This window comes from Cellulosimicrobium funkei (genome assembly GCF_900155925.1).
Lineage (GTDB): Bacteria > Actinomycetota > Actinomycetes > Actinomycetales > Cellulomonadaceae > Cellulosimicrobium > Cellulosimicrobium funkei.
In genome coordinates this window covers 782,832-807,869 of the sequence record NZ_FTMI01000002.1, presented here as the reverse complement: position 1 = coordinate 807,869, position 25,038 = coordinate 782,832, and the positions used below count along the sequence as shown (strand labels likewise).

Genomic DNA, 25,038 nt, shown 5'->3' with positions numbered 1-25,038 from the left:
CGCCCCGCGACCCGGAAGGAGGTGCCGGATGGCCGACCTGCTCATCCTCACCCCCGCCACTGGCGGTTCCGTCGAGGTGCTGCCCGCGCTCGGCCTGCTCTCGCACCGTATCCGGGTCCTGCCCATGGAGCCGTCGGCGCTCGTCGACGCACCGGACTCCGACGTCGTGCTGCTGGACGCGCGCCGCGACCTCGTCGCGGCCCGCACCACGTGCCGGCTCCTGCACGCCACGGGCCTGACGGTCCCGCTCGTGCTCGTGCTCACCGAGGGCGGGCTCACCGTGGTGACCGCCGAGTGGGGTGCCGACGACCTCCTGCTGGAGGGTGCCGGACCGGCCGAGGTCGAGGCTCGCCTCCGCCTCGTCATCGAGCGCTCCGCGCGGGGTCCGGCCGAGGACGGCCCGCAGGAGATCGCGGCGGGCGAGCTCGCGATCGACGCGAGCGGCTACACCGCCCGGCTGCGCGGCCGCCCGATCGACCTCACGTACAAGGAGTTCGAGCTCCTCAAGTACCTCGTCCAGCACCCGGGCCGCGTGTTCACGCGCGCGCAGCTCCTCCAGGAGGTCTGGGGCTACGACTACTACGGGGGCACGCGCACCGTCGACGTCCACGTGCGCCGTCTGCGCGCCAAGCTCGGGCCGGAGCACGAGCAGCTCATCGGCACGGTGCGCAACGTCGGCTACCGGTTCGACCCGCCGAAGGACCGCCGGCCCGCGGCGGCCGCGGAGACGTCCGGAGCGGACGCCGCCGGCGCCGGCTCCGGGTCGTCGGCCGACAGCGGGTCCGGGACGCCGGTAGGTTCGTCCGGGTGACGCCCGACCCCTCCGACTTCACGTCCGCCCTCCTCGACGGCCCCTGGCGACACGAGTTCGTGCCGGCCAACGGGGCCCGCTTCCACGTGGCGCTCGCCGGTCCCGAGGACCGCGGCGTGCGGGACCCCGGCCCGCCGCTCGTCGTGCTGCTCCACTCGTTCCCCCAGTTCTGGTGGGCGTGGCGGCACCAGCTCGAGCCGCTGGCCGCCGCGGGCTACCGCGTCGCCGCGATGGACGTGCGGGGCGTCGGGGCGTCCGACAAGCCGCCGATCGGCTACGACGCCCCGACGCGCACGCGTGACATCGCCGGCGTGATCCGCTCGCTCGGGTCGGGGCGCGCGGTCGTCGTGGGCCACGGCACCGGCGGCAGCCTCGCCTGGGCGATGGCGGCGCTCCAGCCCGCCGTGACGGCCGGGGTCGCCGCGTTCTCCGCGCCGCACCCCGCACGCCTGCACACGTCGGCCCGGCGGCTCCTCACGCCCGCCGCGCAGCGCCAGCTCGCGTTCTACCAGGTGCCGACGCTGCCCGAGCGCGCACTCGTCCGCGGCGACCTCGTGGCCGACGTGCTCGCGACGGGCGCCGCGCAGCCCTTCGCGCCCGACGTCGTCGACACGTACCGCACCGTCATGCGCATCCCGTTCGCGGCGCACACCGCGATGGAGTCGCTGCGCTGGGCCGTGCGCTCCACCCCCCGTCCCGACGGGCGCCGCTTCCTCGCCGCGCTCCGCCGCCCCGTCGAGGTCCCCGCCCTCCAGGTGCACGCGGCGCGCGACGGGTTGCTGCGGCGCGACCTCGCGGACGCCGACGGCGCCGCGCTCGCCCGGGACTTCCGCTTCGAGGTCGTGGACGACGCCGGGCACTTCCTCCCCGAGGAGGCCCCGGGCACCGTGACGGACCTGCTCCTGGACTGGCTCCCCACGACGCAGCGGCCCGCGGGCTGACCGCGCCCTCGCCCGACCGTCCGCGCGAGACCCTCAGCTCGTCTTGACCAGCGCGGCCGCCTTGACCGGGTCGACCTCGCCGACGCCGAAGGACGGGCACCACCGCGCGATCGAGCACGCGCCGCACGCGGGCTTGCGCGCGAAGCACACCCGCCGGCCGTGGAAGATCAGCCGGTGGGAGAGCATCGTCCACTCCGACTTCTCGATGAGCCCGCCGACGACCTGCTCGACCTTGACCGGGTCCTCCTCCGTGGTCCACCCCAGGCGACGCACGAGGCGGCCGAAGTGCGTGTCCACGGTGAGCCCCGGCACGCCGAACGCGTTCCCGAGCACGACGTTCGCCGTCTTGCGCCCCACGCCAGGCAGGGTGACGAGGTCCTCCAGTCGGGCGGGCACCTCGCCGTCGAACCGCTCGACGAGCGCCTGGCCGATCCCGATGACCGACTGGGCCTTGGCCCGGAAGAAGCCCGTGGGCCGCAGGATCTCCTCGAGCTCGGCGCGGTCCGCCGCCGCGTACGCCGCGGCGTCCGGGTAGCGCGCGAAGAGCGCGGGCGTCGTGAGGTTCACGCGCTTGTCCGTCGTCTGCGCCGAGAGGACCGTCGCGACGAGCAGCTCGAGCGGCGTGGTGAAGTCGAGCTCGCAGTGCGCGTCCGGGTAGGTGACCGCGAGCTCACGGTTGGTGCGGCGCGCGCGCCGCACGAGCGCGAGGTGCGACTCGGGCTTCGGGGCCCGCGCGCGGGCCTGCTCGGTGGTGGTCACGAAACCCACCGTAGCCGCCGCCCCTGACACCCGAGTTGCAGCGGTAGGGCAGACTTGTCCTGGAACATTTCCGAGGACGAGACGATAGGACACCCCGCGTGGACGACGACGTTGTGCTCTCCGCCCCCCTGTTCGCGACGATGGACGCGGACGAGACGCGCACCCTCTTCGAGTCGATGCAGCAGATCGAGCTCTCGCGCGGAGACGTGCTGTTCCGCGAGGGCGAGCCGGGCGACCGCCTCTACGTGATCGCGAGCGGCAAGATCAAGCTGGGGCGCCGCTCCAACGACGGCCGCGAGAACCTCCTGTCGATCCTCGGCCCCGGCGAGATGTTCGGCGAGCTCTCGCTCTTCGACCCGGGCCCCCGCACCGCCACCGCGAGCTCCGTCGCCGACTCCGTGATCTACGAGCTCGGCCACGACCAGCTCGTCGAGTGGATCGAGAAGCACCCGAGCGTCGCCAAGCACCTGCTCAACGCCCTCGCGCGCCGCCTGCGTCGTACGAACGAGACGCTGGCCGACCTCGTGTTCTCCGACGTGCCGGGCCGTGTCGCCAAGGCGCTCCTCGACCTGTCGACCCGCTTCGGCGAGGAGACGGACGAGGGCGTCCGCGTCGCGCACGACCTCACGCAGGAGGAACTCGCGCAGCTCGTCGGCGCGTCGCGCGAGACCGTGAACAAGGCGCTCGCCGACTTCGCGACGCGCGGCTGGGTCCGCCGCGAGGGCCGGGCCGTCGTCCTGCTCGACATGGACCGCCTGGAGCGCCGCGCACGCTGACCGACGAGATGCCGACGAGAACGGGGTCGGCGACCGGATCCTCACGGACCCGGTCGCCGACCCCGTTCTCGTGCGGGCGTGCGGGCTAGTCCGCCAGCTCGACGACGAGCTCGACCTCGACCGGTGCGTCGAGCGGCAGGACCGCGACGCCGACGGCGCTGCGCGCGTGCACCCCCGCCTCGCCGAAGATCTCGCCGAGGACGGTGCTCGCACCGTTCACGACCCCGGGCTGGCCCGTGAACGACGGGTCGCTCGCCACGAACCCGACCACCTTGACGACCCGCACGACGTCGTCGAGGTTGCCGACGACGTCGTGCACGGCCGCGAGCGCGTTGAGCGCGCACACGCGCGCGAGGCCCGCGGCATCGGCGGGCGCGACGAGGCCCTCGCCGTCGCCCACCTTGCCGGTCGCGAGCAGCGCGCCGTCGACGAACGGGAGCTGGCCCGAGGTGTGGACGTACCGGCCCGAGCGCACCGCGGGGACGTAGGCGGCGACCGGCGCCGCCACCCGCGGGAGGGTGATCCCGAGCTCCGCGAGGCGCGCGGCGACCGTCCCGGCGGGGACGCCCGTCACTACTTCTCCCCGGTGGGGCGCTTGAGGTAGGCGACGAGGCCGTTGCCGTCCGGGCCGGTCACGACCTGGACGAGCTCCCAGCCGTCGGAGCCCCACTGGTCGAGGACGGCCTTCGTGTTGTGGATGATGAGGGGGATGGTCGCGTACTCCCACGTGGTTGCCATGGGGCGAGCGTAGTCGGACGGCGCGGGCCGCGGCGCGGCCGGACGGGCGCGCCGTCCCGGGATGCTTACACAACCCGCACACCCGGGAGAGGCGGCTTTCCGGGCCTCTCCCGGGGTTGCTCCCGTAGGGTTGGCACCATGGCTTCCCCTGTGCGTCCTCGCGGCCGGCAGATCAACGCGTACCAGCTCGTCGCCCTCTTCCTGGCGTTCGTGCTGGTCTCCGGCGTCGGCGGCGTGCTCGCGGCCGGACTCCTCGTGCCGCTGGCCGCCGGGGCGAACACGGCGACCGACACCGCCGTCGAGGTGTTCGACGAGCTGCCGGCCGACCTCGAGCCGGGCCCGCTGTCCGAGCAGTCGCGCATCTACGCGAACGACGGCACGACGCGGCTCGCGACGTTCTACACGGAGAACCGCATCGTCGTCCCTCTGGACCAGGTTTCCGAGCCCATGAAGAACGCGGTCATCGCGATCGAGGACAAGCGCTTCTGGGAGCACGGCGGGGTCGACGTCGAGGGCATCCCGCGCGCGTTCGTCAACAACCTGACGGGCGGCTCGACGCAGGGCGCCTCGACCCTGACGCAGCAGTACGTGAAGAACGTCCTCATCGAGCAGGCCGTGCGTGACGGCGACGTCATGGCGCAGCACGAGGCCAAGGCCGACACGCTCGGGCGCAAGGCGCGCGAGGCGAAGCTCGCCATCTCGCTCGAGAAGAAGATGAGCAAGGAGGAGATCCTCCAGGGCTACCTCAACATCGCGCAGTTCGGGCGCTCCGTCTACGGGGTCGAGACGGCGGCGCGGCACTACTTCGGCGTCTCGGCGAAGGACCTGAACTACCTCCAGGCGGCCACGATCGCCGGGATCACCAAGGCGCCGTCCACGTACGACCCGACGGCCGACCCGGAGAAGGCCCAGAACCGCCGCAACGTCGTCCTCAACACGATGTACCAGCAGGGGTACATCACCAAGGAGGAGTACGACGCCGGGCTGGCCACCCCCATCGCGGACACGCTCGCCATCCAGCCGCTCGAGGCGGGCTGCCAGGCGTCCGGCGGCTCCGCGTTCTTCTGCGACTACGTCACGAAGATCATCATGTCCGACCCGGTGTTCGGCGAGACGAAGGCCGACCGCGAGGCCCTGCTGTACCGCGGCGGGCTGGACATCTACACGACGCTCGACCCGACCATGCAGGCGGCCGCTGAGCAGCACGCGGCAGCCGCCGTCCCGGCGGACGACCCGAGCCAGATCGAGGACTCGATCGTCACCATCGAGCCCGGCACCGGCAAGATCCTCGCGATGGCGCAGAACCGCGCGTTCGACAACACGCAGGACCCGGCGCCGAACACGACCGCGGTCAACTACAGCGTCGACCAGGCCCACGGGTCGTCGAACGGCTTCTCCCCCGGCTCGACGTGGAAGCCGTTCGTGCTCGCGGAGTGGCTCAAGGAGGGCCACTCGCTCTACGACACGGTGAGCGCCAACAAGCGCACGTGGACGCTGGGTCGCGACTTCCGCGCGAGCTGCGCGCGCTTCGGCAACGAGCAGTGGACGCCGGCCAACTCGGACGGTCCCGGGAGCGGCTCGATGTCCGTCCTGCAGGCGACGTTCAACTCGGTGAACACCGCGTACACGACGATGGCGAGCCAGCTCGACCTGTGCGGCGTGGCGAACACGGCCAAGGCCGCCGGGTTCCAGCCGTCGATGCTCGCGGACGCGGGCGAGGTCAAGGTGCGCCCGTCCATGATCCTCGGCACGCAGAACTCCTCGCCGCTGCACATGGCGGCCGCGTACGCGACCTTCGCGAGCGGCGGCACCTACTGCTCCCCGATCGCGATCACCAGGGTCGTCGCGGGCGACGGCACGGAGCTCCCCGTGCCCTCCGCGGGCTGCCAGCCCGGAGCGATCGACCCGAACATCGCCAACACCGTCACCTACGCGCTGCAGCAGGTCCTCACGCAGGGCTCGGGGCGCGGCAACGCCCTCGCGGACGGGCGCCCCGCAGCCGGCAAGACCGGGACGGCGAACAACAACACGCACACGTGGTTCATCGGGTACACCCCGCAGGTCGTCACGGCCGTGTGGATCGGCAACGCCGAGAGCGACGTCCCGATGAACGGGCGCTTCACCATCAACGGCAAGACGCGTCCGTACTGGTACGGCTCGAGCCTCGCCGCCCCGACGTGGCGCGACTACATGAACCAGATCCTCGCCGGACAGCCCGCTCCCGGGTTCGCCGACCCGGACTGGGGCCGCGTGAACGCCCCGACGCCCCCGCCCAGCACCCCCTCGACGCCCGAGGGCGGCCAGGGGGGCGACCAGGGTGGAGGCGACCCGGGGGCCGCGCAGCCCGGTGGTGACGACTCCGGCGCCGACCAGCCGGACAGCGAGGCGGACGGCGGCGACCGCGGCGACCGCGGCGACCGCGGCAACGGCGCGGGCCGCGAGAGCGACCTCGGTGCCTGGCTGGAGGGCCTCGGCGGGAGGAACGGCTGAGCGCCGACGGGGCGCGTCGGGCCCTGCGAGGGCTCGGGGCGCTGGCCGCCGTGGGCGTGGCGGGTGTCGCGTACGCGCACGTGGAGACGAAGCTCTTCACGCTCCGTGAGGCGACCGTCCCCGTGCTGCCGCCCGGGTCGCGCGACCTCCGGGTGCTGCACGTCTCCGACCTGCACCTCGTGCCGACCCAGCGGCGCAAGATCGAGTGGGTGCGCTCGCTCGCCGAGCTCGAGCCCGACCTCGTCGTCGACACCGGGGACAACCTCGCGCACGTCGACGCGCTCGGGCCCCTGCTCGACGCGCTCGCCCCGCTCCTCGCGCGACCGGGCGTGTTCGTCCTGGGCTCGAACGACTACTTCGCGCCGGTCCCGAAGAACCCCGCGCGCTACCTCCTGCCCGACGCCCGGCTGCCGTTCGCGTCGCAGGCCCGCCTCCTGCCCGCGGCCGAGATGGCCGGCGCGATGCGCGACGCCGGGTGGGTCGACCTCACGAACCGTCGTGACGTCCTCGACGTCGGCGGCGTCCGCCTCGACCTCGTGGGCGTCGACGACCCGCACCTCGACCGCGACGTCTTCCCCGCGCCCGCGTCGCAGGCTCCCGCCACCCCGCCGGAGGGCGGCGTGCTCCGGCTCGGGGTCACGCACGCGCCCTACCTGCGGGTCCTGGACCAGATGCACGACGACGGCGCGGAGCTCGTCCTCGCGGGCCACACCCACGGCGGGCAGCTCTGCGTGCCCGGGTTCGGCGCGCTCGTGACGAACTGCGACATCGACCGCAGGCGGGCCAAGGGCCTGCACGGCTGGCCGGGCCCTCGCCCCGACGCCGCGGGCGGCGAGGACTCGACGTGGCTGCACGTCTCCGCCGGCGCGGGCACGTCGCCCTACGCGCCGGTCCGGTTCGCGTGCCGCCCGGAGGCCACGCTGCTCACCCTGACGTCGCGCTGACGCCCCCTTCCCCACCGCTCCACCGAGCACGGGGTCAGCGACCGCGATCCCGGGTTCTCGGTCGCCGACCCCGTGCTCGGCGGGTGGTTGGGGGCGGTTGCTGGCGGGTGTCGTCGGGGTCACGGGGATCGGGTTTCGTGGCACGGCACTTCGTCGGCTATTCTGGGCAGGCTTCCCGCGGGGAAGACGGGAAGCTTCCCGTCGGACCGTCACGTGGGTCAGCAACCGGGGTGTGGCGCAGCTTGGTAGCGCGCTTCGTTCGGGACGAAGAGGTCGCAGGTTCAAATCCTGTCACCCCGACCATCAGGAGGGCCCTCCGGTCCAGCGGAAACGCTGGTCCGGAGGGCCCTTCGCTCGTCACCGGCGGCTCCCGCAGGCGCCGGGCACCATGGGCGGCCGCCCCACGCCCCCTCGTTCCCCCGGCACTCCGCGGCTCCCGGAGCCGGGCCGCCGTCCGGCAGGCGATCACGGCGGGCCGTCGGTCGCGCAGGTCACGACACCGCGGCGTCGCGTCGGCCTCCCGCACCAGCCTGCTGCTCCGACGACGACGCGACCGCCCTGAGCTTGCGCTCGCTCTCGCTCCCGGGAGCCGCGGTGTAGGCGATCACCTTCAGGTCGGTGTCACCGTCGGTCAGCACGTCGCAGTCGACCACGATCTCGCCGACCTCGGGGTGCCGGATCCTCTTCTGGTCCTCGGCGTGCCGAGCGACGGTGCCGTCGGCCCAGAAGCGGGCGAACCGGGGGTTCCCGGTGAGCGTGCGGCTCACGAGCGCGCCCAGTCGTGGGTCGTCCGGATAGCGCGCCGACGCCCGGCGGAGGTCCGCTACGAGCGCACGGTCGGAGGCCTCGGCATCGGCCGGGATCACCGGCCAGCTCGTGAGCCTCCCGCGGTCGTCGGCCACGGGGAACCGCAGCCGGACCAGGTTGCGGACCTCCGGGTCGAGGTGGGAGGGGTCGCCGAAGAGCCCGGCCCAGGGCTGGTTCCACCACACCAACCTCCAGTCGGCGGCGAAGACCGCGACCGGGGTGTCGTCGAGCCGGGTGAGCAGCCGGTGCATCCCGGGCGGGATGCGGTCCACCACGTGGCCCGGCGACGGCGTGGACAGGCCGGCCAGCCGGTACAGGTGGCTGCGCTCGTCCGGGTCGAGCTGCAGAGCGCGCGCGAGGGCGGCGACGACCTGGTCGGAGGGCGTCGAGGCCCGCCCTTGCTCCAGCCGCACCACGTAGTCGACGGAGATTCCCGCGAGCTCGGCCAGGTCCTCTCTCCGCAGACCCGGTGCGCGCGTCCCGGCACGCCGAGGAAGGCCTGCGACCTGCGGCGAGAGACGGTCCCGCCAGGCTCGGAGCGTCGTTCCCAGGCGGTTCTCGTCGGCGTGCACGGAGCCATTGTGCCGCCGGGTCCGTCGGGCGCGGGAGAGCGGTGGGTGGTACCGGCGTTCCCAGGGAGCGCCCCTCCCTGGTCGTCGCCCCGCCGCTGCCGGAGCCTGGGGTCATGTCCACGACCACTCTCATCACCGGAGCCAACAAAGGCCTCGGCTACGAGGCCGCCCGTCGCCTCACCGCACTCGGCCACACGGTTCTCGTCGGCGCCCGCGACCCTCGGCGCGGGCGGCGGGCCGCCGCAGAGCTCGGTGCCCGGTTCGTCCACATCGACGTCACCGACGAGGCCTCGGTCGCCGCCGCGGCCGCCGACGTCGCGGCCCACGAGGGCAGCCTCGACCTCCTGATCAACAACGCCGGCATCGCAGGCGAGCCGGCCCCGGCCGATCACCTGACCGGTGTGCACGCCTCCGCGGTGCTCGACACCAACGTCGTCGGCGTCGTGCGGGTCACCAGCGCGTTCCTGCCCCTCCTGCGCCGGAGCGCCGCGCCCGCCGTCATCAACGTCACGAGCGGACTGGGCTCGATCGCCCTCACCCTCGACCCCGAGCGCGTCGAGTCGCAGGTGATCGCGCCCCTCTACACCGCCTCGAAGGCGGCGGTCTCCATGCTGACCACGCAGTACGCCAAGGCGATCACGGACGTCCGCTTCAACGCCGCCGACCCTGGGTACACGGCGACGGACCTCAACGGGAACACCGGCACACAGACGGTGACCGAGGGCACCGACGCCATCATCACCCTGGCCACCGAGAAGCCCGGCGCCGGCACGGGCCGGATCATCGACCGGTACGGGGTGCTCCCGTGGTGACCCACCCGGCCCCCGACGTCGCACCGTGGAGACAGCCATGACCACCATCGGCATCATCGGCGCGGGCGAGGTGGGCGGCCAGCTCGCCCGCGCGGTGATCGCCCACGGCCACGAGGTGGTCCTCGCCAACTCGCGAGGACCCGAGACGCTGCGGGACCTGGTCGGCGCCCTCGGGAGCTCGGCACGCGCGGCGACCGCCGCCGAGACCGCGGAAGCGGGCGACTTCGTGATCGTCGCCGCTCCGCTACGGCTCGTGAACACGCTTCCGGTCGACGAGCTCGCGGGGAAGATCGTGCTGGACACCAACAACTACATGCCCTGGCGTGACGGACGCTTCCCGGCCGTCGACACGGGCGAGAAGACCGTCCACGAGCTGCGCCAGGAGCACCTGCCGACGTCGATGGTGGCCAAGGCGTTCAGCCATATCCAGGCGCCCCGGCTGCTCGGCTCGGCCCGGCCCGCGGGGACGCCCGGACGCCACGCGCTCTCGGTCTCGAGCGACCACCCCGAGGCGGTGGAGCTCGTCACCCGGCTGTACGACGAGCTCGGCTTCGACACCGTGGACAACAGCCCGCTGAGCGAGTCCTGGCGGAGCGGACCCGGCCAGCCCGCCTGGTTCGCGCACGCGCACCAGACCCGTGAGGAGCTGGCGGCCAACCTCGCGAGAGCACGCCGCATCCCGTACCCGTACCGCGGATGACGTCCGGGAGACGCCGTTGCACGGGCCGACGCCCCGAGGGGTGCGTCGGCCCGGCCCCCGCTCGCCCGCATCGACCCCACATACCCACCGCAGGAGAAGGACCCATGACCGACACCACCCTGAAGGACTGGTACATGCGCTACGCTCCCCGCTCCCCGCTCCCCGCTCCCCGCTCCCCGCTCCCCGCTCCCCGCTCCCCGCTCCCCCGGCATGGTCCGTCGGTTCGCGCGAGACTGAGGCCGTCCGCTGTCCCGAAACACCGCGGAGGTCGCCATGAGCGCTGGACGTCACGTCGTCGTCGGAGGCGGTCTCGCCGCCGCGAAGGCGGTCGAGACCCTTCGCGACGAGGGCTACGACGGAGGGATCACCGTCATTGCGCGCGAGCCGTACCGCCCGTACGAGCGACCGCCGCTGTCCAAGGACTACCTGCGCGGCGAGGCCGAGCGCGACGCGGTGTTCCCGCTCCCGGCGGACTGGTACGCCGCGCACGACGTCGAGCTGCTCACCGGGACGGCGGCAACCGCGCTCGACCTCGCCGGGCGGAGCGTGACGCTCGACGACGGCCGCGCGCTGTCGTACGAGAAGCTGCTGCTCGCGACCGGCTCGGACCCGCGCCGGATCCCCCTGCCCGGCGGCGACCTGGCCGGGGTGCACGAGCTGCGGACGCTCGACGACAGCGACGCCCTGGGCGCGGCGGTGCGCGCGGCCCGGGACGACGGCGTCGGGCGGCTGGCGGTCGTCGGCGACGGCTGGATCGGCCTGGAGGTCGCGGCATCCGCCCGCACGCTCGGCCTCGACGTCACCGTGATCGGGCTCGGGACCCACCCGCTCGAGCGCGTGCTGGGGCCCGAGATGGGCGAGCTGTACGGGCAGGTCCACGCCGACCACGGGGTGCACCTCCACCGCCGCGCCCAGGTCACCGGCATCTCCGGCGACGGTCGTCGGGCCACGGGGGTGGACCTCGCCGACGGCACCCATGTCGACGCGGACCTCGTGCTCGTCGCCGTGGGCGCGGTCCCGAACGTCGGGCTCGCGCGGGACGCCGGGCTCGCCCTCGACTCGGCGACGGGCGGCGTCGTCGCGTCCGCGACGCTCCAGACCACCGACCCCGACGTCTTCGTCGCGGGCGACGTCGCGAGCGTGCCCTCGGCGCGCTACGGGCGGTCGCTGCGCGTCGAGCACTGGGCGACCGCCCTCCACCAGGGCCCGCACGCCGCGCGCGCGATGCTCGGCGCGACCGACCCCTACCCCGAGCTGCCCTACTTCTTCTCCGACCAGTACGACGTCGGCATGGAGTACCTCGGCTTCGTCGCCGGCCCGGACGCCTACGACGAGGTCGTGGTCTCCGGCTCCGTCCCGGACCGCGAGCTCGTCGCGTTCTGGCTCGAGGACGGCCGCGTCGAGGCCGGCATGGCCGTCAACGTCTGGGACCGCACGGAGGAGATCAAGGCCCTCATCCACCGCGACGGCCCGCCCGACCGCGCCGAGCTGGAGTCGTTCGTCGCCTGACGCCCTCGGCCGGCCGACCACGCGATCCCAGCGGTCCGAGCAGGTGGTCCCGGTTCGTCCGGGGGACGGGACGCGCCAGGACCACCTGTTCGGCGCAGGGGCGGGGGGCCAGCGGCAGGGGCAGGGGCAGGGGCAGAGTCAGGGGAGGTCGCGCTGCTCCGGGCCGACGTACTGGCTGAGCGGGCGGATGAGGGCGTTGGCGGCGCGCTGCTCCATGACGTGCGCGGTCCAGCCCACCACGCGCGACGCGACGAACAGCGGCGTGAACATCGGGGTGTCGAAGCCCATGAGGTGGTACGCCGGGCCGGCCGGGTAGTCGAGGTTCGGCAGGATGTTCTTCCGCTCGGTCATCGCGGTCTCGAGCGCGGTGTAGAGCTCGAGGAGGTCCGGGCGGCCGTAGTGGTCGACGAGGTCGTCGAGCGTCGCGCGCATGGTGGGGACGCGCGAGTCGCCGTGCTTGTAGACGCGGTGCCCGAAGCCCATGATCTTGCGCTTGTGGGCGAGCGCGTCGTCGAGCCACGCGGCGGCGCGGTCGGCGGTGCCGATCTCGGCGAACGTCGCCATGACGGCCTCGTTCGCGCCGCCGTGGAGCGGCCCCTTGAGCGCGCCGACGGCGCCCGTCACGGCGGAGTGCAGGTCGGACAGCGTGGACGTGATGACGCGCGCCGTGAACGTGGACGCGTTGAACGAGTGCTCGGCGTACAGCACCATCGACACCTCGAACGCGCGCACGACGGCGGGCTCGGGCTCCTCGCCGAACGTCATCCACAGGAAGTTCTCGGCGTAGGAGAGGTCGTCGCGCGGCTCGACGAGCTGGAGGCCCCGGCGACGACGCTGGTCGAGCGCGACCGCGGCGGGCAGCACGGCCCACAGGCGGACCGCCTTGGCCTGCTCGGCCTCGGGCGAGGAGTCCTCGGCGTCGGGGTCGTGCGCGCCGAGCTGGGAGATGGCGGTGCGGACGACGTCCATGGGGTGGCACGTCGTCGGGAGCTCGAGGATCGCGTTGCGCACGTGGCCGGGCAGCGCGCGGTGCGCCCGCTCGACGGCGGTCTGCTCGGCGAACTGCTCCGGCGTGGGCAGCTCGCCGTGCCACAGGAGGTACGCGACCTCCTCGAAGCTGCGGCGGGCGGCGAGGTCCTGCACCGGGTAGCCGCGGTACAGGAGCGAGTTCGTCTCGGGGTTGACCTTCGAGATCGCGGTGACGTCGACGACGACGCCCGCGAGGCCCTTGCGGATCTCGGGCGCGTCGGTGGTCGGTGCGGTGGTGGTCATGCGGTCACTCCTTCGTGCAGCACGGGTCGCGGGGAGATGCCGGTGCCGCGGCCGACGGGCGCGCGGCACCGGCCGGTCGTCAGGGCCGGTAGGTGAAGATGCCCTCGTCGAAGGTGTTGTAGGCGGCGTAGTCGAGCAGCTCGTAGAGGCGTGCGCGCGTCTGCATGCCCTCGACCTGGCCTGCCTGGGTGCCGGTCGCGGAGATCTCGTCGAGCGCGCGCTCGGCGGCGCCCATCGCGACTCGCAGGAGCGTGACGGGGTAGATGATCAGCCGCACGCCGGCGTCGCCGAGCTGACGGCGCGTGAAGAGCTCGGACTTGCCGAACTCGGTCATGTTGGCGAGCACGGGCACGTCCACGGCCGACGCCACGGCCTCGAACTCCGACAGGTCCTTCATCGCCTCGGGGAAGATCGCGTCGGCCCCCGCGTCGACGAGCGCCTTCGCGCGGTCGATCGCGGCGCGCAGCCCGGCGTCGCCGGGGATCGTGCCGCGGACGTCGGTGCGCGCCATGATCAGGAAGCCGGGGTCGCGGCGCGCGTCGGCGGCCGCCCGCACGCGCTTCGCCGCCTCGTCGAGCCCGACGACCTCCTTGCCGTCGAGGTGGCCGCACCGCTTGGGGTTGACCTGGTCCTCGACGTGCGCGCCCGCCACGCCTGCGTCCTCGAGCGCCTGGACGGTGCGCGCGACGTTCATCGGCTCGCCGAAGCCGGTGTCGGCGTCGACGAGCGCGGGCAGGTCCGTGACGCGCGCGATCTGCTGCGATCGCCCCGCGACCTCGGTGAGGGTCGTGAGGCCGATGTCGGGCAGGCCGAGGTCGGCCGACAGCACGGCCCCCGATACGTACACGCCCTCGAAGCCCTTGTCCTGGATCAGGCGCGCGGACAGCGGGTTGAACGCGCCCGGGAGCCGCAGCGGCTCCCCCGTGGTCGCCGCGGCGTCGAGCGCCGCGCGGAACGCGCGCCGCTTGTCCGACGGCGTCACCTGGCTGTACAGCATCAGCGCGCCTCTCCCTCGGTGGTCGCGTCGGCCTCGTGCATGGTGAACCCGTCGCCTTCGACCTCGGGGTGCGCGGGGGCGTCGTCGCGACCGAGCTCGAACAGGCCGGTCGGGGTGGGGACGGAGTCGAGCAGACCGGGCCGCCCGACGATCGTCAGCTCGCGCACCTCCGCGGGCGTGAGCTCCGGGAGCCGCTGCGCGAGGTCGAGGAAGCGCTCGATCTCGGCGTCCTCGAGGACGCCCGCGGCGAGCGTGCGGAACTTGTGCACGTACTGCTCGCGCCCGAACGGCCGCGCGCCGAGCGGGTGCGCGTCGGCGACGGCGATCTCGCGGACGAGGCGGCCGCCGTCGGCCAGCTCGATCTCGACGCGCCCGCCGAACGCCTTCTCCGCCGGGTCGGTCGAGTGGTAGCGGCGCGTCCACTCGGGGTCCTCGGCCGTCGTGACCTTGGCCCACAGCGCGACGGTGTCGGGGCGGGCCGCGCGCTCGGGGGCGTACGAGTCGACGTGGTGCCAGCCGCCGTCCTGCAGCGCGACCGCGAAGATGTAGGGGATCGAGTGGTCGAGCGTCTCGCGCGACGCCGTCGGGTCGTACTTCTGCGGGTCGTTCGCGCCGGAGCCGATGACGTAGTGGGTGTGGTGGCTCGTGTGGATGACGATCGACGTGACGTTCTCGGGGTCGGCGAGCCACGGGTGCTCGTCGTGCAGTGCCCGCGCGAGGTCGATGAGCGCCTGCGACTGGTACTCCGCGGAGTGCTCCTTGGTGTACGTGTCGAGGATCGCCGTCTTGGGCTCGCCGGGGGCCGGGAGCACGACGTCGTACGCCGCGTCCGGGCCGTCGAGCAGCCACGCGACGACCCCGTCCTCGCCCTCGTAGATCGGCTCGGGCGACGTCTGGCCACGCATCGCGCGGTCGACCGCCTCGACCGCGACCTTGCCCGCGAACGCCGGGGCGTGCGCCTTCCACGTGGAGATCTGGCCCTTGCGCGACTGGCGGGTGGCCGTCGTCGTGTGCAGGGCCTGCCCGATCGCCTGGAACACCGTCTCGGTGTCGAGGCCGAGCAGCGTCCCGATGCCCGCGGCGGCCGACGGCCCGAGGTGCGCGACGTGGTCGATCTTGTGCCGGTGCAGGCTGATCGCGCGCACGAGGTCGACCTGGACCTCGTACCCGGTTGCGATCGCCCGGACGACGGCGGCGCCGTCGGACCCGGCGTGCTGCGCGACGGCGAGGATCGGCGGGATGTTGTCGCCCGGGTGGGAGTACTCGGCGGCGAGGAACGTGTCGTGGAAGTCGAGCTCGCGCACCGCGACGCCGTTCGCCCAGGCCGCCCACTCGGGGCTCGTGCGGGTGGTGAGGCCGCAGCCGAACACCGTCGACCCCGGGGTGTAGGGGTGCGCGAGCGCCTGGCCGCGCGCCGCGACCGCGGGGCCGCGCGTCAGGCTGGCCGCGGCGACCGCGGCGTTGTCGATGACCCGGTTGACGACCATGTCGACGACCTCGGGCGTGACCTCGACGGGGTCGGTCGCGAGCTCGGCGAGCTTCCACGCGAGCTGGTCGGTGCGGTCGAGCGGCTCCGCGCTGGGGTAGACGCGCAGGTGGTGGGTGTACGGCATCGGTGTCTCCGTCGTGCGGTGGGCGGTGGTCAGGGGAGGTCGTCGGTCGCCGACCCCGCGCCGCGCAGCGACTGCTCGGCGAGGGCGGCGCTGCGCTCGATGTGGGCGCGCATCGCCGCCTCGGCGGCGGCGGCGTCGCGGCTCGCGATGGTGTCGGCGACGGCGCGGTGCTCGTCGACGTGGTCGGTGGTGCCCACGCGGCGGCGAGCCGCGAGCGCGCGGTACCGGTCGACGTGGCCGCGGATCTGGCGCAGGAGCGCCGAGCCCCAGCGGTTGTCGGCGAGCGCCTCGATCTCGCCGTGGAACTGGGCGCCGATGCGCAGCACCTCGTCCTCGTGGTCGCGGACCGCGTCCATGAGCGTCACGAGGCGCGCGAGCCGCGCGACGTCGTCGGGCGTGGCGCGCTCGCACGCGTCCCGGGCGAGGAGGCCTTCGAGGCGGGCGCGCACGTCGTAGACGCGCCGCGCGTCGGCGAGGTCGAGCGGCGCGACGCGCACTCCCCCGGTGGGCAGCTCGACGACGAGCGCCTCGGCCTGGAGCAGCCGCAGCGCCTCGCGCACCGGGGTCCGCGAGACGCCGAGCTCGGCGGAGAGCACGGGCTCGGTGAGCCGCGCGTCGGGCGCGAGGGAGCCGTCGATGATGCGGCCGCGCAGCAGGTCGTAGACCGCGCGGGCCCCGGACTGGCGGCGCGCGAGGCCCGCGTCGCCAGGCGCCGCGGACGGCCCGACGGCGGTGCGCAGCTCGGGCGTCGTCGTCACCCGGCCATCGTGCCACACGTCCTGCGCACTTGTATACAACTCGGGAGGAGGCTGGAGATGTCACATCGGATGGCGCCGCGTCGTCGTCCGGGTATGAGGATCGCTGTGGTGGGTGGGACGGGGACCGTCGGTCGGCACGTCGTGGCGGGCCTGGCCGCGCGCGGCCACGAGGTGCGGGCGCTGAGCAGGCACGCCCGGGAGCACCCCGTCGACCTCACGACGGGCGCAGGTCTCGCGGCGGCGCTCGACGGCGTCGACGTCGTGGTCGACGCGAGCAACACCGCGACGTCGTTGCGGCACGTGCGCGCGGCCGTCGTCGACGGCACGCGGCGCCTGCTCGCCGCCGAGCGCGACGCCGGGGTGCGGCACCACGTGCTCCTGTCGGTGGTCGGGTGCCACGATGTGCCGATGGCCTACTACGCCGCCAAGGTCGCGCAGGAGCGCGAGGTCGCGGACGGGGGCGTGCCGTCGACGGTCGTCGCCGCGACCCAGTTCCACGAGCTCGTCGCCGCGACGCTCGGGGCCGCGGCGCGCCGGGGCGTCGTGCCGCTGCTACGCGCCCCGGTCCAGCCGGTCGCGGCCGCCGAGGTCGGCGCCGCCGTGGCGGACGCGGCCGAGCGCGACCCGCTCGGCGGCACCACGACCGTCGCGGGTCCCGAGGCGGTCGACCTGCGCGACCTGGCGCGCGCCTGGCGCGACGTCACCGGCTCGCGCGCCGTCCCCGTCCGGGTGCCGCTCCCGGGCGCGCTCGGCCGCGCGCTGCGCGCCGGCGGCCTCACCGACCCGCACCCCGACGTGCGCGGCACCACGACGTTCCGCGACTGGCTCGCGGCGCAGCGCGCCGAGCGGGCGGCAGCCCGGTGACCGGCCCGGCCGCCGACGACCTCGCGCGCGCGTTCGAGGCCGAGCGCCCGCGCCTCCTGCGGCTCGCGTACACGACGACCGGCTCCTGGTCCGACGCCGAGGACTGCGTCCAGGACGCGTGGCTGCGGCTGCGCACCCAGGACGCAGGCTCGATCCGCAACCTCGCGGCCTGGCTGACGACGACGGTCGGGCGGCTCGCGCTCGACGTGCTCGGGAGCGCGCGGGCGCGCCGCGAGCGCTACGTCGGGACGTGGCTGCCGGAGCCGGTCGTGACGACCCCGGGCGCCGCCTCGCCGGTCGCGACGGGCGTCGTCGACGCGGCGGACCCGGCCGACCGCGTGACGCTCGACGAGGAGGTGAGCATGGCCCTCCTCGTCGTGCTCGAGCGCCTCTCCCCCGCGCAGCGCGTCGCGTTCGTGCTCCACGACGTGTTCGGGCTGCCGTTCGACGAGGTGGGCGACGTCGTCGGGCGCTCGCCGGCCGCCGTCCGCCAGCTCGCGGCGCGCGCCCGCAAGGACGTGGAGGCGGGGCGGCCGCGCGGGACCGCGACGCGCGCCGAGCAGGCGCGCGCCGTCGAGGCGTTCGTCGCGGCCTGCTCGGACGCCGATCTGCCGGCCCTGCTCGCGGTGCTCGACCCGGACGTCGTGCTGCGGGGCGACGGCGGCGGCAAGGTCCGCGCGCTGCGGCACACCGTGCGTGGGGCGGGGACGGCAGGTCCCGTGCTGCTCAGCTATCTGCGCACGCCGCCCGAAGCGATGCGCCTGGTCGACGTCAACGGCGCGCCCGGGCTGCTCCTGCGCGACGGGACCGGGGTGCTCACGGTGATCGCGTTCACGGTCGTCGGGGGGCGGGTCGCGGCGCTCGACGTCGTGCGCAACCCCGACAAGCTCGGGACGGTGCGCGCCGACCTTCTCGACGCGGACCCGGCATGACGAGGGCGTGACCGGGGCTCAGGGGCGGTAGCCGTCCGTGGGCCAGGCGCCGTAGCCGTCGAGGTGCTCGTCGGCGTCGCGCACGTAGTCGTCGACCGGGGCCATGCGCTCGGCCATCTCGAAGTGCCAGTCCACGAGCTCGCCGAGCGGCACCGGGGTGCGCGACGAGCGGGCGACGTCGCGCCCCTCCTCCGACCACAGGGGCGGGTAGACGCTCAGGCCCTCGTCGAGGCGCACGGAGCCGATCTCGTCGTACCAGCCGGGCCAGCGCACGGGCGCGTAGAACTCGGCGGTCCCCCCGCTCACGGACCACTCGAGGAACGCCGCCTGGCCGAACCCGAGGTCGAGCCAGGAGAGCGAGCCCGGCGCGAAGTAGTGGACGTTGCCGAGCGGGCCGGGGAGCCCGCCGCCGTTGATCGCGAACGTGCCGCCGAGCACGTCGTACGCGACGACGAGGACGGACGGCGCGACGCTGTTCTCCCCCGGCTCCCCGAGGCCGTTGACGGTCGCGAGGTCCGGCAGCCCGGCCCCGCCCCCGCCGATGATCCGGAGCCACCCGCCGTCGACGAGGACCCCGCCGGTGTGCAGGGCGAGCGCGCCGAGGGTCGAGCGGACGGTGACCTGGAGCCGGTAGAGGACCTCGAGCGACCAGGCGGGCGCGGGCACGACCTCGACGCCGCCGCGACCCAGCATGCGCGAGAGCGTCGGCCACGCCGGGTCGTCGACCGCAGCGAGCTCCGCAGCCGTCCGCACTGTCATGGCCGGATCATGCCAGATGTTGCCCGTCAGCAGGAGTCCTGGTAAAAGCGCGGGGTCGGTACGCGCCCGGCTCGTCCGTCGATGCGCCGAAAAGACCGGTTCCCCCGCGCGGCGGCCCGGGTAGGCCCTGGCACGGTGAAGACGCCGGGCGGACCCTGGGGAGGACGTCGGCGCGCCACCCCGCACGGTCGCGGTGACCGGTACGGTCACGGCCGTGGACGACGACGGCACACCCTCCCCCGAGCCCGCCACCGACCCCGGCACCGGCACCGGCACCGGGACGGTCCCGCCACGGGCACGACGGCGCGGCCCCCTCGTCGCGGTGGCCGCCGCGGGCGTGGGCGGTGTTCTCGCGGTGGTCGCCGCCGTCGTCGGGCTGGCGGCGCTGCGCACCGCGGCCGAGCAGCCCGCCCCGACCACCTCGTCGGTCGCCCCGACGACCCCCGCACCCGGTGCGACGCCCGCGCCGACCTCCCCCGAGAGCGACCACGAGGCCGTCGCGGCGCGGCTGCGGGCGCTGCCCGGCGTCGCGGCCGTGGATGCCCTGGGGACCGCGGGCGAGTCCGCGCGCGTCACGCTGGTCAGCCCGCTGCCGACACCCGAGGAGGCGCAGCGCACCGCCGACGACGCGAGCGCGATCGTCGCCGCCGTGCCCGGCGGTGGTGCCTGGTCGCTCCGCGTCGAGGGCACGGGCGCGGGCGGCGGGACGTTCGCCGTCGCGCACGGCCCGGGCGCGGACACCGACCGCGGCATCGACCCGGCCACCGGGGAGCCCCGCCCCGAGCTCCTCGGGGCCGACGCCGTCGCCGACGCCGTGCGCCTCGTCGCCCACGACCCCGTGCGCCGCGTGTTCCTGTCCCCGGGGTCCGCGTCGGTCGACGTCCGCGCGGCCGGGGACCTCGTCGCGGCCGCCGCGCTCGTCCGTGCCGAGGGCCGGGGGCTGACGAGCCTCGGTGTCGCCGGCGGCGCCGTCGGCACCTACGACGACGGCGGGCAGTCCGTCCCCGACGACGCGCTGCTCACCCTGCTCGGAGAGGTCGCCGCGGAACCTGGCGTGACGCAGGTCGTGCACGAGACCGCGCGGGACACGTTCCCGCCGAGACCCCTGCTCACCGTCATCACCTCGGGCGACGCCGCCGTGGTCGCGCGGACCCTCGACGGCGCCGCCTATGCCGGCCCGACCCTCGCGTACCAGGTCCACGGCTCGACCGACGGCGGCGCGTCCGCGACGCGCTCCGGGTTCGTCGCGGGAGCCGCCGCACCGACGACCGGGACGCCCCCCGCGGGCGCGTGCGCCCCGGGCGACCTCACGCTCGGGGCCCTCGGGTTCGACGCCGCGGCGGGGCGCCGGTTCCTCACCGTCACGGCCCGCAACGACGGCGCCGCGGAGTGTGTCCTCGCGGGCGCGCCCGTGGTCCGCTTCGTCGCCGACGACGGCTCGGAGACGGACGTGCTCCTCGAGCCGGACGACGACGGTCTCGCCCCGATCACCCTCGCGCCGGGCGCCACCGCCTGGGCCGCGCTCTCGTGGCGCGGCGGGTCGACGGCGGACGACCCGCCGCTCGTCACGACGCTGCTCGTGGCCCCGCACCCGGGCGACCCCGAGTCGGTCGTCGGGCTCGCGGGGATCCCCGGCGTCGGGGACGGCCTCGACCTGCTCGGCGGCGGGACCGCGACGGTCGGGTCGTGGACGCCCGCGCGGGCGGGGTGACGAGAACGCACGCGGGCTGCGGGGCCCGTCGGCGGCCCGCCGACGGACCCCGAGAGCGTCAGCTCAGGCACTCCCTGGACATCTGGCTCACCGACTGCACACCGTCGACGACCGACAACCGGTCGACCGCGCCCCGCCAGTGGTCCGTCCACGTGCCGTCGCGCTGTGCCCGACCCACCTGGAGCGCACCGCTCGACGGCCAGCCCGGGCTCGTGGTCGTGGCGGTCCCCGCGAGCGTCGTCTCGCCCGCGCCCGGATCGTCCACCGAGCCGATCTCGCAGACGTAGAGGCGCAGCTCGCCCGCGGCGGCGTCCCGCACGCCCGTCAGCCGCACCCACGCCCCGGGCTTCACGTCGACGCCCGAGAGAGCGACGGTCGACGCCGAGCCGTCGGCGTCGGCGTCCGCCGTCCAGAACGCCCAGCACGTGCCGGACGCCGTCCCGCACGCGGCGTCGTGCCGCACGCCCAGGGAGAACGCGCTCGCCCGGTCGCCCGCCTGGCTCACCGCGGCACGCGTCGCCCCGGTCGCGTCGGCCCGCACCGTCGCGCCCACGGAGAAGGCCCCGCCCGTCGGCGCCACGGGAGTCGCGGACCAGGCGGCGGACGCGTCGTCGGCGATCACGAGCGCGCCGTCCGACGGGTCGATCTCGAAGTCCGCGAGGTAACCGCGACCCCACATCCCGCCATGGGCGAGCGTGAGCGAGCGGCTGCCCGAGGCGTCCCGCGCCTCCGGCCCCGCGCCCTCGGAGAATGCCCAGCGCACCGGCGCCGCGCTCGCCACGGAGAACCGGTAGAGGCGCACCGGGCCCGTCGCCCCGGCGGCGTCGACCGCCTGCGCGGAGATGCGATGGCTCCCGCTCGCCGTCGGCGTGAACTCGACCCGCTCGCCCGGCACCGCCGAACGGTCGAGCGCGTCCGAGTCGAACGAGTAGCGGATCGCCACGACCCCGGGCTCGTCGGTGGACAGCACGAACGCGCCGCGCACGCCGACACCCCCGGTCGTCGCACCCTCCCGGTAGACCGCGGGCTCACCCTCGACGGGCGTGATCACGGGCTCCCGCTCGGGCCGCACGAGGTCGGCGACGAACTCGCAGCTGCTCGCCTCGCTCCAGGTCCCGCCGTCCGCCGTGGCCGCTCGTGCCTCCCACGAGTACACGCCGTCGTGCTGCAGCAGACCCGACGGCACCACCACCGACGCGACCGTCCCCGGGGACTGCGGCGGCGTCTCCGCCGTCCACAGCTCGGCGCCCGTCGCGACGTCCTGCAGGGCGAACCGAGCGAGGAGCGCCCCGGACCCCTCGCCGGAGAGCTCCGCCCGGAGCGTCGGCGTTCCCGACCGCACGGCCGGGCGGGCCTCGCCCGTCACGCACGCGCTCTCGGGCTCCGCGGTCCCGAGCGCGGTCGCGGTCGCCCCTGCGGCAGGCGCGAGCTCGAGCTCGAGCGCCGTCCCCGCACCGAGCACCGCCAGCCCGGACCGTGCACCGGAGAGGCCGAGCGCGACGGGACCGCCGGACGCGACCGCCTCCGCGACGGGCGCGGTGACGTCCCAGGACACGGCGCCCCAGCGGTCGCAGCGCCCCGCCGAGGCGGCCGACGCGACGGCGGCGCCCCACGTCGAGGCGTGGTTCGCCCACGTGCTCGACCGGACCACCGCGCCCACCCCGTGCGCCGTGACCGGCGCGGTACGGCACTGCGCGCCCTGCACGCCCGACGTCCGGAGCGTCGCCCCGGTGACGGTCGCGCCCGCGGGCACCGCCGAGCCGATCGCGTCCGTGAAGTCCCACGCGACGCGGGTCTCGCCCAGCACCGCGCACAGGAGACCGGAGTCGCACCCGCCGACGGCCTGCCCGCCCGTGAACCCGTACCCGGACGCCGACCGCGGCAGCGCCGACCGCAGCACCGTCCGCGCGGCGCCGTCCCCCGCGAGGACGACGCGCGCGCCGTCCTCCGCGAGCGCACCGGCCGGCAGCGGTCCTGCGCTCGCCGCGGCGGCGCCCGCCGTCAGACCGGAGAGGGCCAGCACGGCGCCCAGCAGCGCGCCCACGGTCCTCCGCGTCGTTCGTCCCACGTCTCCCCCGATCACCCGCTCGCCGTCGTCGGCGAGGTGCTTGCCGCATGCTCCGGTCGTCCTCGACCAGGTCGTCCCACGGCAGATGCCGGAAATGTACACCCGCCCTGCGACACCGCGGCGCGCGGCGCCGTCGTCCGGTCGCGGACCGGCCCGTGCTCACCCGAACGTCGCGGTGAACACCTGGACGCCGGGCGGGACGTCGAGCTCCACGAGACCGTCCGTCGGGCCGTCGCCCTCCAGGACGGGGTAGAGCGTCGGGCTGCCGGACACGTCGATCTCGCGGGTCGTGGTCCGCCCGTCCGTCGTGACACGGGCCGTGACGGTGCCCTCGCCGCCGAGCACCGTGAACACGTCGGTCGAGCGGTACGCGAGACGCACGCGCGCGTCGTCGGACACGGCGGTCGCGCCCTGGAAGTCGACGTCCCACGTGCCGCCGAGCGAGAACGTGTCCTGCCGCTGGTCGTCGGCGAGCGTGAAGTCCTGCTGCCCCGCGGCGTAGCGCGGCTCGCCGGCGTAGTTCACGACGCGCTTGATGGAGAAGTAGGTCTCGGGAGTCGTCTCGTCCTGCGGGGTGGTGTCGCCGACGGTGGTGGGCTCGGGCAGCTCGACGCCCGGGTTCGCGTCCTCGAGGAGCTCGCGCACCAGACGCTCGGTGTCCTCGTACCCGCCCTCCCCGAAGCGGATGTGGCGCACGGTCCCGTCGGCGTCGACGAGGTACTGCGCGGGCCAGTAACGGTTCCGGTAGGCCGTCCAGGTCGCGTACGCGTTGTCCTGGGCCACGGGGTAGGTGACGCCGAGGTCCTGCGCGCCGGCGACGACGTTGCGCGTCTCGCGCTCGAACGCGAACTCGGGCGTGTGGACCCCGACGACCTCGAACCCCGCGCCGACGTCGCGGTAGCGGTCGTACCAGGCGTTGACGTGCGGGATCGCGCGCTGGCAGTTGATGCAGGAGTAGGTCCAGAAGTCGACGAGCACGACCTTGCCGCGCAGCCCCTCGAGCGTCAGCGCCTCGCCGTCCGGGGTGTTGAGCCACGTGTCGATGCCGCGCAGCTCCGGGGCGGTGCCGCAGTCCTCCAGCACGGGCGCGCCGTTCGAGCAGTTCGACAGCTCGCGGTTCTCGTCGGTGACGAGCCCGCCGAGGTCGAGCGCCTCGCGCACGGCGTCGTTCTCGTCGACCCGCTGCTGGAGCGCACCCGTGTAGTCGGGCAGGGCGCGCTGGAGCGCGGCGGGGAGGTTCAGCGCGAGCGCGCCCGCGAGCGCGATCATCACGACGCCGCCCGTGACGCGGATGCCGCGCGTGTGCCGCTGGAACCCGCGGACCCGCTCCGCGACGCGGCGCCCCGCGAGCGCGAAGACCAGGAGCGGGATCGCCGCACCGACCGCGAACGACACCGTGAGGGCGACGGTGCCCGGGCCGATGTTCCCCGTCGCCCCGGCCACGGTGATCGCCGCGAGGACCGGCCCGGCGCACGGCACGTACAGCACGCCGAGGCCGAGGCCGAGCACGAACGCCCCGCGGTCCTGGCGGGCGGCGCCGCGTCGTGCCCCGAGCGCCGCGACCCGCCGGAACGGCCGCTCCAGGACCTCCTCGACGCGCGGAACGATCATCCCCACGCCGATCGCGACGAGGAGGACGATGCCCGCCCAGCGCAGCAGGTCCTGCGGGAGCCCGAGCGCGGTCAGCAGGAGGGAGCCGAGGAGCGTGAAGACGCTGAAGCTGAGGACCAGGCCCGCGATGACGAGGTAGGGGCGCCACGAGCGGCGCGTGGTCCGCCGCGTCGCGCGGGGCCCGGGCCCGCCGCCGGCCGGGGCGGCGGGCTCCGCGTCCCCCGTCGACAGGTCGAGGGCGAGCGCCCCGCCACGCGTCGGACGCGCCGCGACCTCCCGCGACCCGGCGGCCTCCGGCGCGCCGACCGGGCCACCCCGGCCACGCAGCCCCGCGGCCGGGCGACCGCCGACGCGGACCGCGTCGGGGACGCCCGCGAACAGCCCCGGGGAGACGCCGCCCGTCCCGGTCTCCGCGGTGCCCGACGGCGTCGCCCCCGTGCGCGCGCCCTGCACGCCGCCCGCGAAGAAGATGACGGGCAGCATGGGCAGGATGCACGGCGAGATCCCCGTGATGAGTCCGCCGAGCAGGCCGATGACGATGAGCGTCTCCATGCCCGGGGTTCGGACCGGCGGCCCTCGCGGATGGGTCCGCCG

Annotated in this window: 21 protein-coding genes, 1 tRNA gene and 1 pseudogene; 12 read left to right on the top strand and 11 right to left on the bottom strand. The window is 74.9% G+C overall.

The features are described 5' to 3' along the window. Window positions 1-28 precede the first annotated feature (28 nt). Together BXA05_RS07865 and BXA05_RS07860 are read left to right on the top strand one after the other, a co-directional pair. Window positions 29-811: a winged helix-turn-helix transcriptional regulator gene (locus BXA05_RS07865; RefSeq protein WP_061267987.1), complete on the top strand. Its 783-nt coding sequence runs from the start codon at window positions 29-31 to the stop codon at window positions 809-811. Then, on the top strand, window positions 808-1,752 hold the full coding sequence (locus BXA05_RS07860; protein ID WP_076404528.1) for an alpha/beta fold hydrolase: 945 nt from the start codon (window positions 808-810) through the stop codon (window positions 1,750-1,752). Before BXA05_RS07865 ends, BXA05_RS07860 begins: the two co-directional genes overlap by 4 nt. A 33-nt stretch (window positions 1,753-1,785) precedes the next feature. On the opposite strand, the gene nth is transcribed toward BXA05_RS07860, so the two are convergent. Continuing rightward, window positions 1,786-2,511 carry an endonuclease III gene (gene nth, locus BXA05_RS07855; RefSeq protein ID WP_076404527.1) on the bottom strand — a complete coding sequence of 242 codons (726 nt, stop codon included), beginning with the start codon at window positions 2,509-2,511 and terminating at the stop codon, window positions 1,786-1,788. Between the two features lie 98 nt (window positions 2,512-2,609). Between nth and BXA05_RS07850 the strand changes: the two genes are divergently transcribed. Continuing rightward, the gene (locus tag BXA05_RS07850; protein WP_047232250.1) at window positions 2,610-3,287 is read left to right on the top strand and encodes a Crp/Fnr family transcriptional regulator; all 678 of its coding nucleotides are present in this window, start codon (window positions 2,610-2,612) and stop codon (window positions 3,285-3,287) included. Window positions 3,288-3,372: 85 nt separating this feature from the next. Here the strand turns inward: BXA05_RS07850 and BXA05_RS07845 are convergent, their stop codons facing one another. Both BXA05_RS07845 and sp36 read right to left on the bottom strand, forming a co-directional pair. Then, the gene (locus tag BXA05_RS07845; protein WP_061267989.1) at window positions 3,373-3,861 is read right to left on the bottom strand and encodes a RidA family protein; all 489 of its coding nucleotides are present in this window, start codon (window positions 3,859-3,861) and stop codon (window positions 3,373-3,375) included. Next, complete coding sequence (gene sp36 / locus BXA05_RS20035; protein WP_021481786.1) at window positions 3,861-4,025, bottom strand: Sp36 family protein; 165 nt, start codon at window positions 4,023-4,025, stop codon at window positions 3,861-3,863. The genes BXA05_RS07845 and sp36 overlap by 1 nt, the downstream gene beginning before the upstream one ends. 138 nt (window positions 4,026-4,163) lie before the next feature. Here sp36 and BXA05_RS07840 point away from each other — a divergent pair, with 138 nt between their 5' ends. From BXA05_RS07840 to BXA05_RS07830, 3 genes are all read left to right on the top strand, one after another. After that, on the top strand, window positions 4,164-6,515 hold the full coding sequence (locus BXA05_RS07840) for a transglycosylase domain-containing protein (protein WP_083711660.1): 2,352 nt from the start codon (window positions 4,164-4,166) through the stop codon (window positions 6,513-6,515). Then, complete coding sequence (locus BXA05_RS07835) at window positions 6,512-7,459, top strand: metallophosphoesterase (RefSeq protein WP_425291918.1); 948 nt, start codon at window positions 6,512-6,514, stop codon at window positions 7,457-7,459. Before BXA05_RS07840 ends, BXA05_RS07835 begins: the two co-directional genes overlap by 4 nt. Window positions 7,460-7,685: 226 nt before the next feature. Continuing rightward, window positions 7,686-7,762 (top strand) — tRNA-Pro (locus BXA05_RS07830). Window positions 7,763-7,950: 188 nt separating this feature from the next. Here the strand turns inward: BXA05_RS07830 and BXA05_RS07825 are convergent. Further along, the gene (locus BXA05_RS07825) at window positions 7,951-8,838 is read right to left on the bottom strand and encodes a helix-turn-helix domain-containing protein (RefSeq protein ID WP_076404525.1); all 888 of its coding nucleotides are present in this window, start codon (window positions 8,836-8,838) and stop codon (window positions 7,951-7,953) included. A 113-nt stretch (window positions 8,839-8,951) separates the two neighbouring features. On the opposite strand from BXA05_RS07825, the gene BXA05_RS07820 reads away from it, so the two are divergent. The 3 genes from BXA05_RS07820 (at window position 8,952) to BXA05_RS07810 (ending at window position 11,859) form a co-directional block, all read left to right on the top strand. Continuing rightward, window positions 8,952-9,650: an SDR family NAD(P)-dependent oxidoreductase gene (locus BXA05_RS07820; RefSeq protein WP_076404524.1), complete on the top strand. Its 699-nt coding sequence runs from the start codon at window positions 8,952-8,954 to the stop codon at window positions 9,648-9,650. 37 nt (window positions 9,651-9,687) lie between these two features. After that, window positions 9,688-10,350: an NADPH-dependent F420 reductase gene (locus BXA05_RS07815; protein ID WP_076404523.1), complete on the top strand. Its 663-nt coding sequence runs from the start codon at window positions 9,688-9,690 to the stop codon at window positions 10,348-10,350. Window positions 10,351-10,623: 273 nt separating this feature from the next. Next, entirely contained in the window at window positions 10,624-11,859 is a 1,236-nt protein-coding gene (locus BXA05_RS07810; protein WP_076404522.1) for an NAD(P)/FAD-dependent oxidoreductase, read from the top strand. A 138-nt stretch (window positions 11,860-11,997) separates the two neighbouring features. Here BXA05_RS07810 and BXA05_RS07805 read toward each other — a convergent pair whose 3' ends face one another. From BXA05_RS07805 to BXA05_RS07790, 4 genes and pseudogenes are all read right to left on the bottom strand, one after another. After that, window positions 11,998-13,131: a bifunctional 2-methylcitrate synthase/citrate synthase gene (locus tag BXA05_RS07805; RefSeq protein WP_076404521.1), complete on the bottom strand. Its 1,134-nt coding sequence runs from the start codon at window positions 13,129-13,131 to the stop codon at window positions 11,998-12,000. A 79-nt stretch (window positions 13,132-13,210) separates the two neighbouring features. Further along, complete coding sequence (prpB, locus tag BXA05_RS07800; protein ID WP_076404520.1) at window positions 13,211-14,128, bottom strand: methylisocitrate lyase; 918 nt, start codon at window positions 14,126-14,128, stop codon at window positions 13,211-13,213. A gap of 98 nt (window positions 14,129-14,226) precedes the next feature. Continuing rightward, window positions 14,227-15,741 (bottom strand): annotated as a pseudogene (locus BXA05_RS07795) (MmgE/PrpD family protein); the annotation flags it as partial. A gap of 29 nt (window positions 15,742-15,770) precedes the next feature. Beyond that, window positions 15,771-16,499 carry a GntR family transcriptional regulator gene (locus tag BXA05_RS07790; protein WP_076404519.1) on the bottom strand — a complete coding sequence of 243 codons (729 nt, stop codon included), beginning with the start codon at window positions 16,497-16,499 and terminating at the stop codon, window positions 15,771-15,773. A gap of 108 nt (window positions 16,500-16,607) precedes the next feature. Here BXA05_RS07790 and BXA05_RS07785 point away from each other — a divergent pair, with 108 nt between their 5' ends. Both BXA05_RS07785 and sigJ read left to right on the top strand, forming a co-directional pair. Next, window positions 16,608-17,363, top strand: coding sequence for an SDR family oxidoreductase (locus tag BXA05_RS07785; protein ID WP_244550409.1), 756 nt, complete (start codon window positions 16,608-16,610; stop codon window positions 17,361-17,363). Next, a complete protein-coding gene (gene sigJ / locus BXA05_RS07780; protein WP_076404517.1) occupies window positions 17,360-18,295 on the top strand; it encodes an RNA polymerase sigma factor SigJ in 936 nt (311 codons plus the stop codon). The genes BXA05_RS07785 and sigJ overlap by 4 nt, the downstream gene beginning before the upstream one ends. An 18-nt stretch (window positions 18,296-18,313) precedes the next feature. On the opposite strand, the gene BXA05_RS07775 is transcribed toward sigJ, so the two are convergent. Continuing rightward, window positions 18,314-19,054: a DUF2625 family protein gene (locus BXA05_RS07775; protein ID WP_083711654.1), complete on the bottom strand. Its 741-nt coding sequence runs from the start codon at window positions 19,052-19,054 to the stop codon at window positions 18,314-18,316. 214 nt (window positions 19,055-19,268) lie between these two features. Here BXA05_RS07775 and BXA05_RS07770 point away from each other — a divergent pair, with 214 nt between their 5' ends. Then, on the top strand, window positions 19,269-20,765 hold the full coding sequence (locus BXA05_RS07770) for a DUF4232 domain-containing protein (RefSeq protein ID WP_143311088.1): 1,497 nt from the start codon (window positions 19,269-19,271) through the stop codon (window positions 20,763-20,765). A 58-nt stretch (window positions 20,766-20,823) separates the two neighbouring features. On the opposite strand, the gene BXA05_RS07765 is transcribed toward BXA05_RS07770, so the two are convergent. Then, the gene (locus BXA05_RS07765; RefSeq protein WP_076404514.1) at window positions 20,824-22,809 is read right to left on the bottom strand and encodes a LamG-like jellyroll fold domain-containing protein; all 1,986 of its coding nucleotides are present in this window, start codon (window positions 22,807-22,809) and stop codon (window positions 20,824-20,826) included. Window positions 22,810-22,992: 183 nt separating this feature from the next. After that, window positions 22,993-24,996 carry a cytochrome c biogenesis protein DipZ gene (locus tag BXA05_RS07760; RefSeq protein ID WP_076404513.1) on the bottom strand — a complete coding sequence of 668 codons (2,004 nt, stop codon included), beginning with the start codon at window positions 24,994-24,996 and terminating at the stop codon, window positions 22,993-22,995. Between the last annotated feature and the right edge of the window lie 42 nt (window positions 24,997-25,038).

Bases quoted from the DNA above. Each gene is read 5' to 3' on its own strand.
- BXA05_RS07840 (WP_083711660.1), top strand. From the start codon at position 4,164: ATGGCTTCCCCTGTGCGTCCTCGCGGCCGGCAGATCAACGCGTACCAG.
- BXA05_RS07820 (WP_076404524.1), top strand. From the start codon at position 8,952: ATGTCCACGACCACTCTCATCACCGGAGCCAACAAAGGCCTCGGCTAC.
- BXA05_RS07760 (WP_076404513.1), bottom strand. From the start codon at position 24,996: ATGGAGACGCTCATCGTCATCGGCCTGCTCGGCGGACTCATCACGGGG.
- BXA05_RS07775 (WP_083711654.1), bottom strand. From the start codon at position 19,054: ATGACAGTGCGGACGGCTGCGGAGCTCGCTGCGGTCGACGACCCGGCG.
- BXA05_RS07865 (WP_061267987.1), top strand. From the start codon at position 29: ATGGCCGACCTGCTCATCCTCACCCCCGCCACTGGCGGTTCCGTCGAG.
- prpB (WP_076404520.1), bottom strand. From the start codon at position 14,128: ATGCTGTACAGCCAGGTGACGCCGTCGGACAAGCGGCGCGCGTTCCGC.
- BXA05_RS07815 (WP_076404523.1), top strand. From the start codon at position 9,688: ATGACCACCATCGGCATCATCGGCGCGGGCGAGGTGGGCGGCCAGCTC.
- sp36 (WP_021481786.1), bottom strand. From the start codon at position 4,025: ATGGCAACCACGTGGGAGTACGCGACCATCCCCCTCATCATCCACAAC.
- BXA05_RS07805 (WP_076404521.1), bottom strand. From the start codon at position 13,131: ATGACCACCACCGCACCGACCACCGACGCGCCCGAGATCCGCAAGGGC.
- BXA05_RS07810 (WP_076404522.1), top strand. From the start codon at position 10,624: ATGAGCGCTGGACGTCACGTCGTCGTCGGAGGCGGTCTCGCCGCCGCG.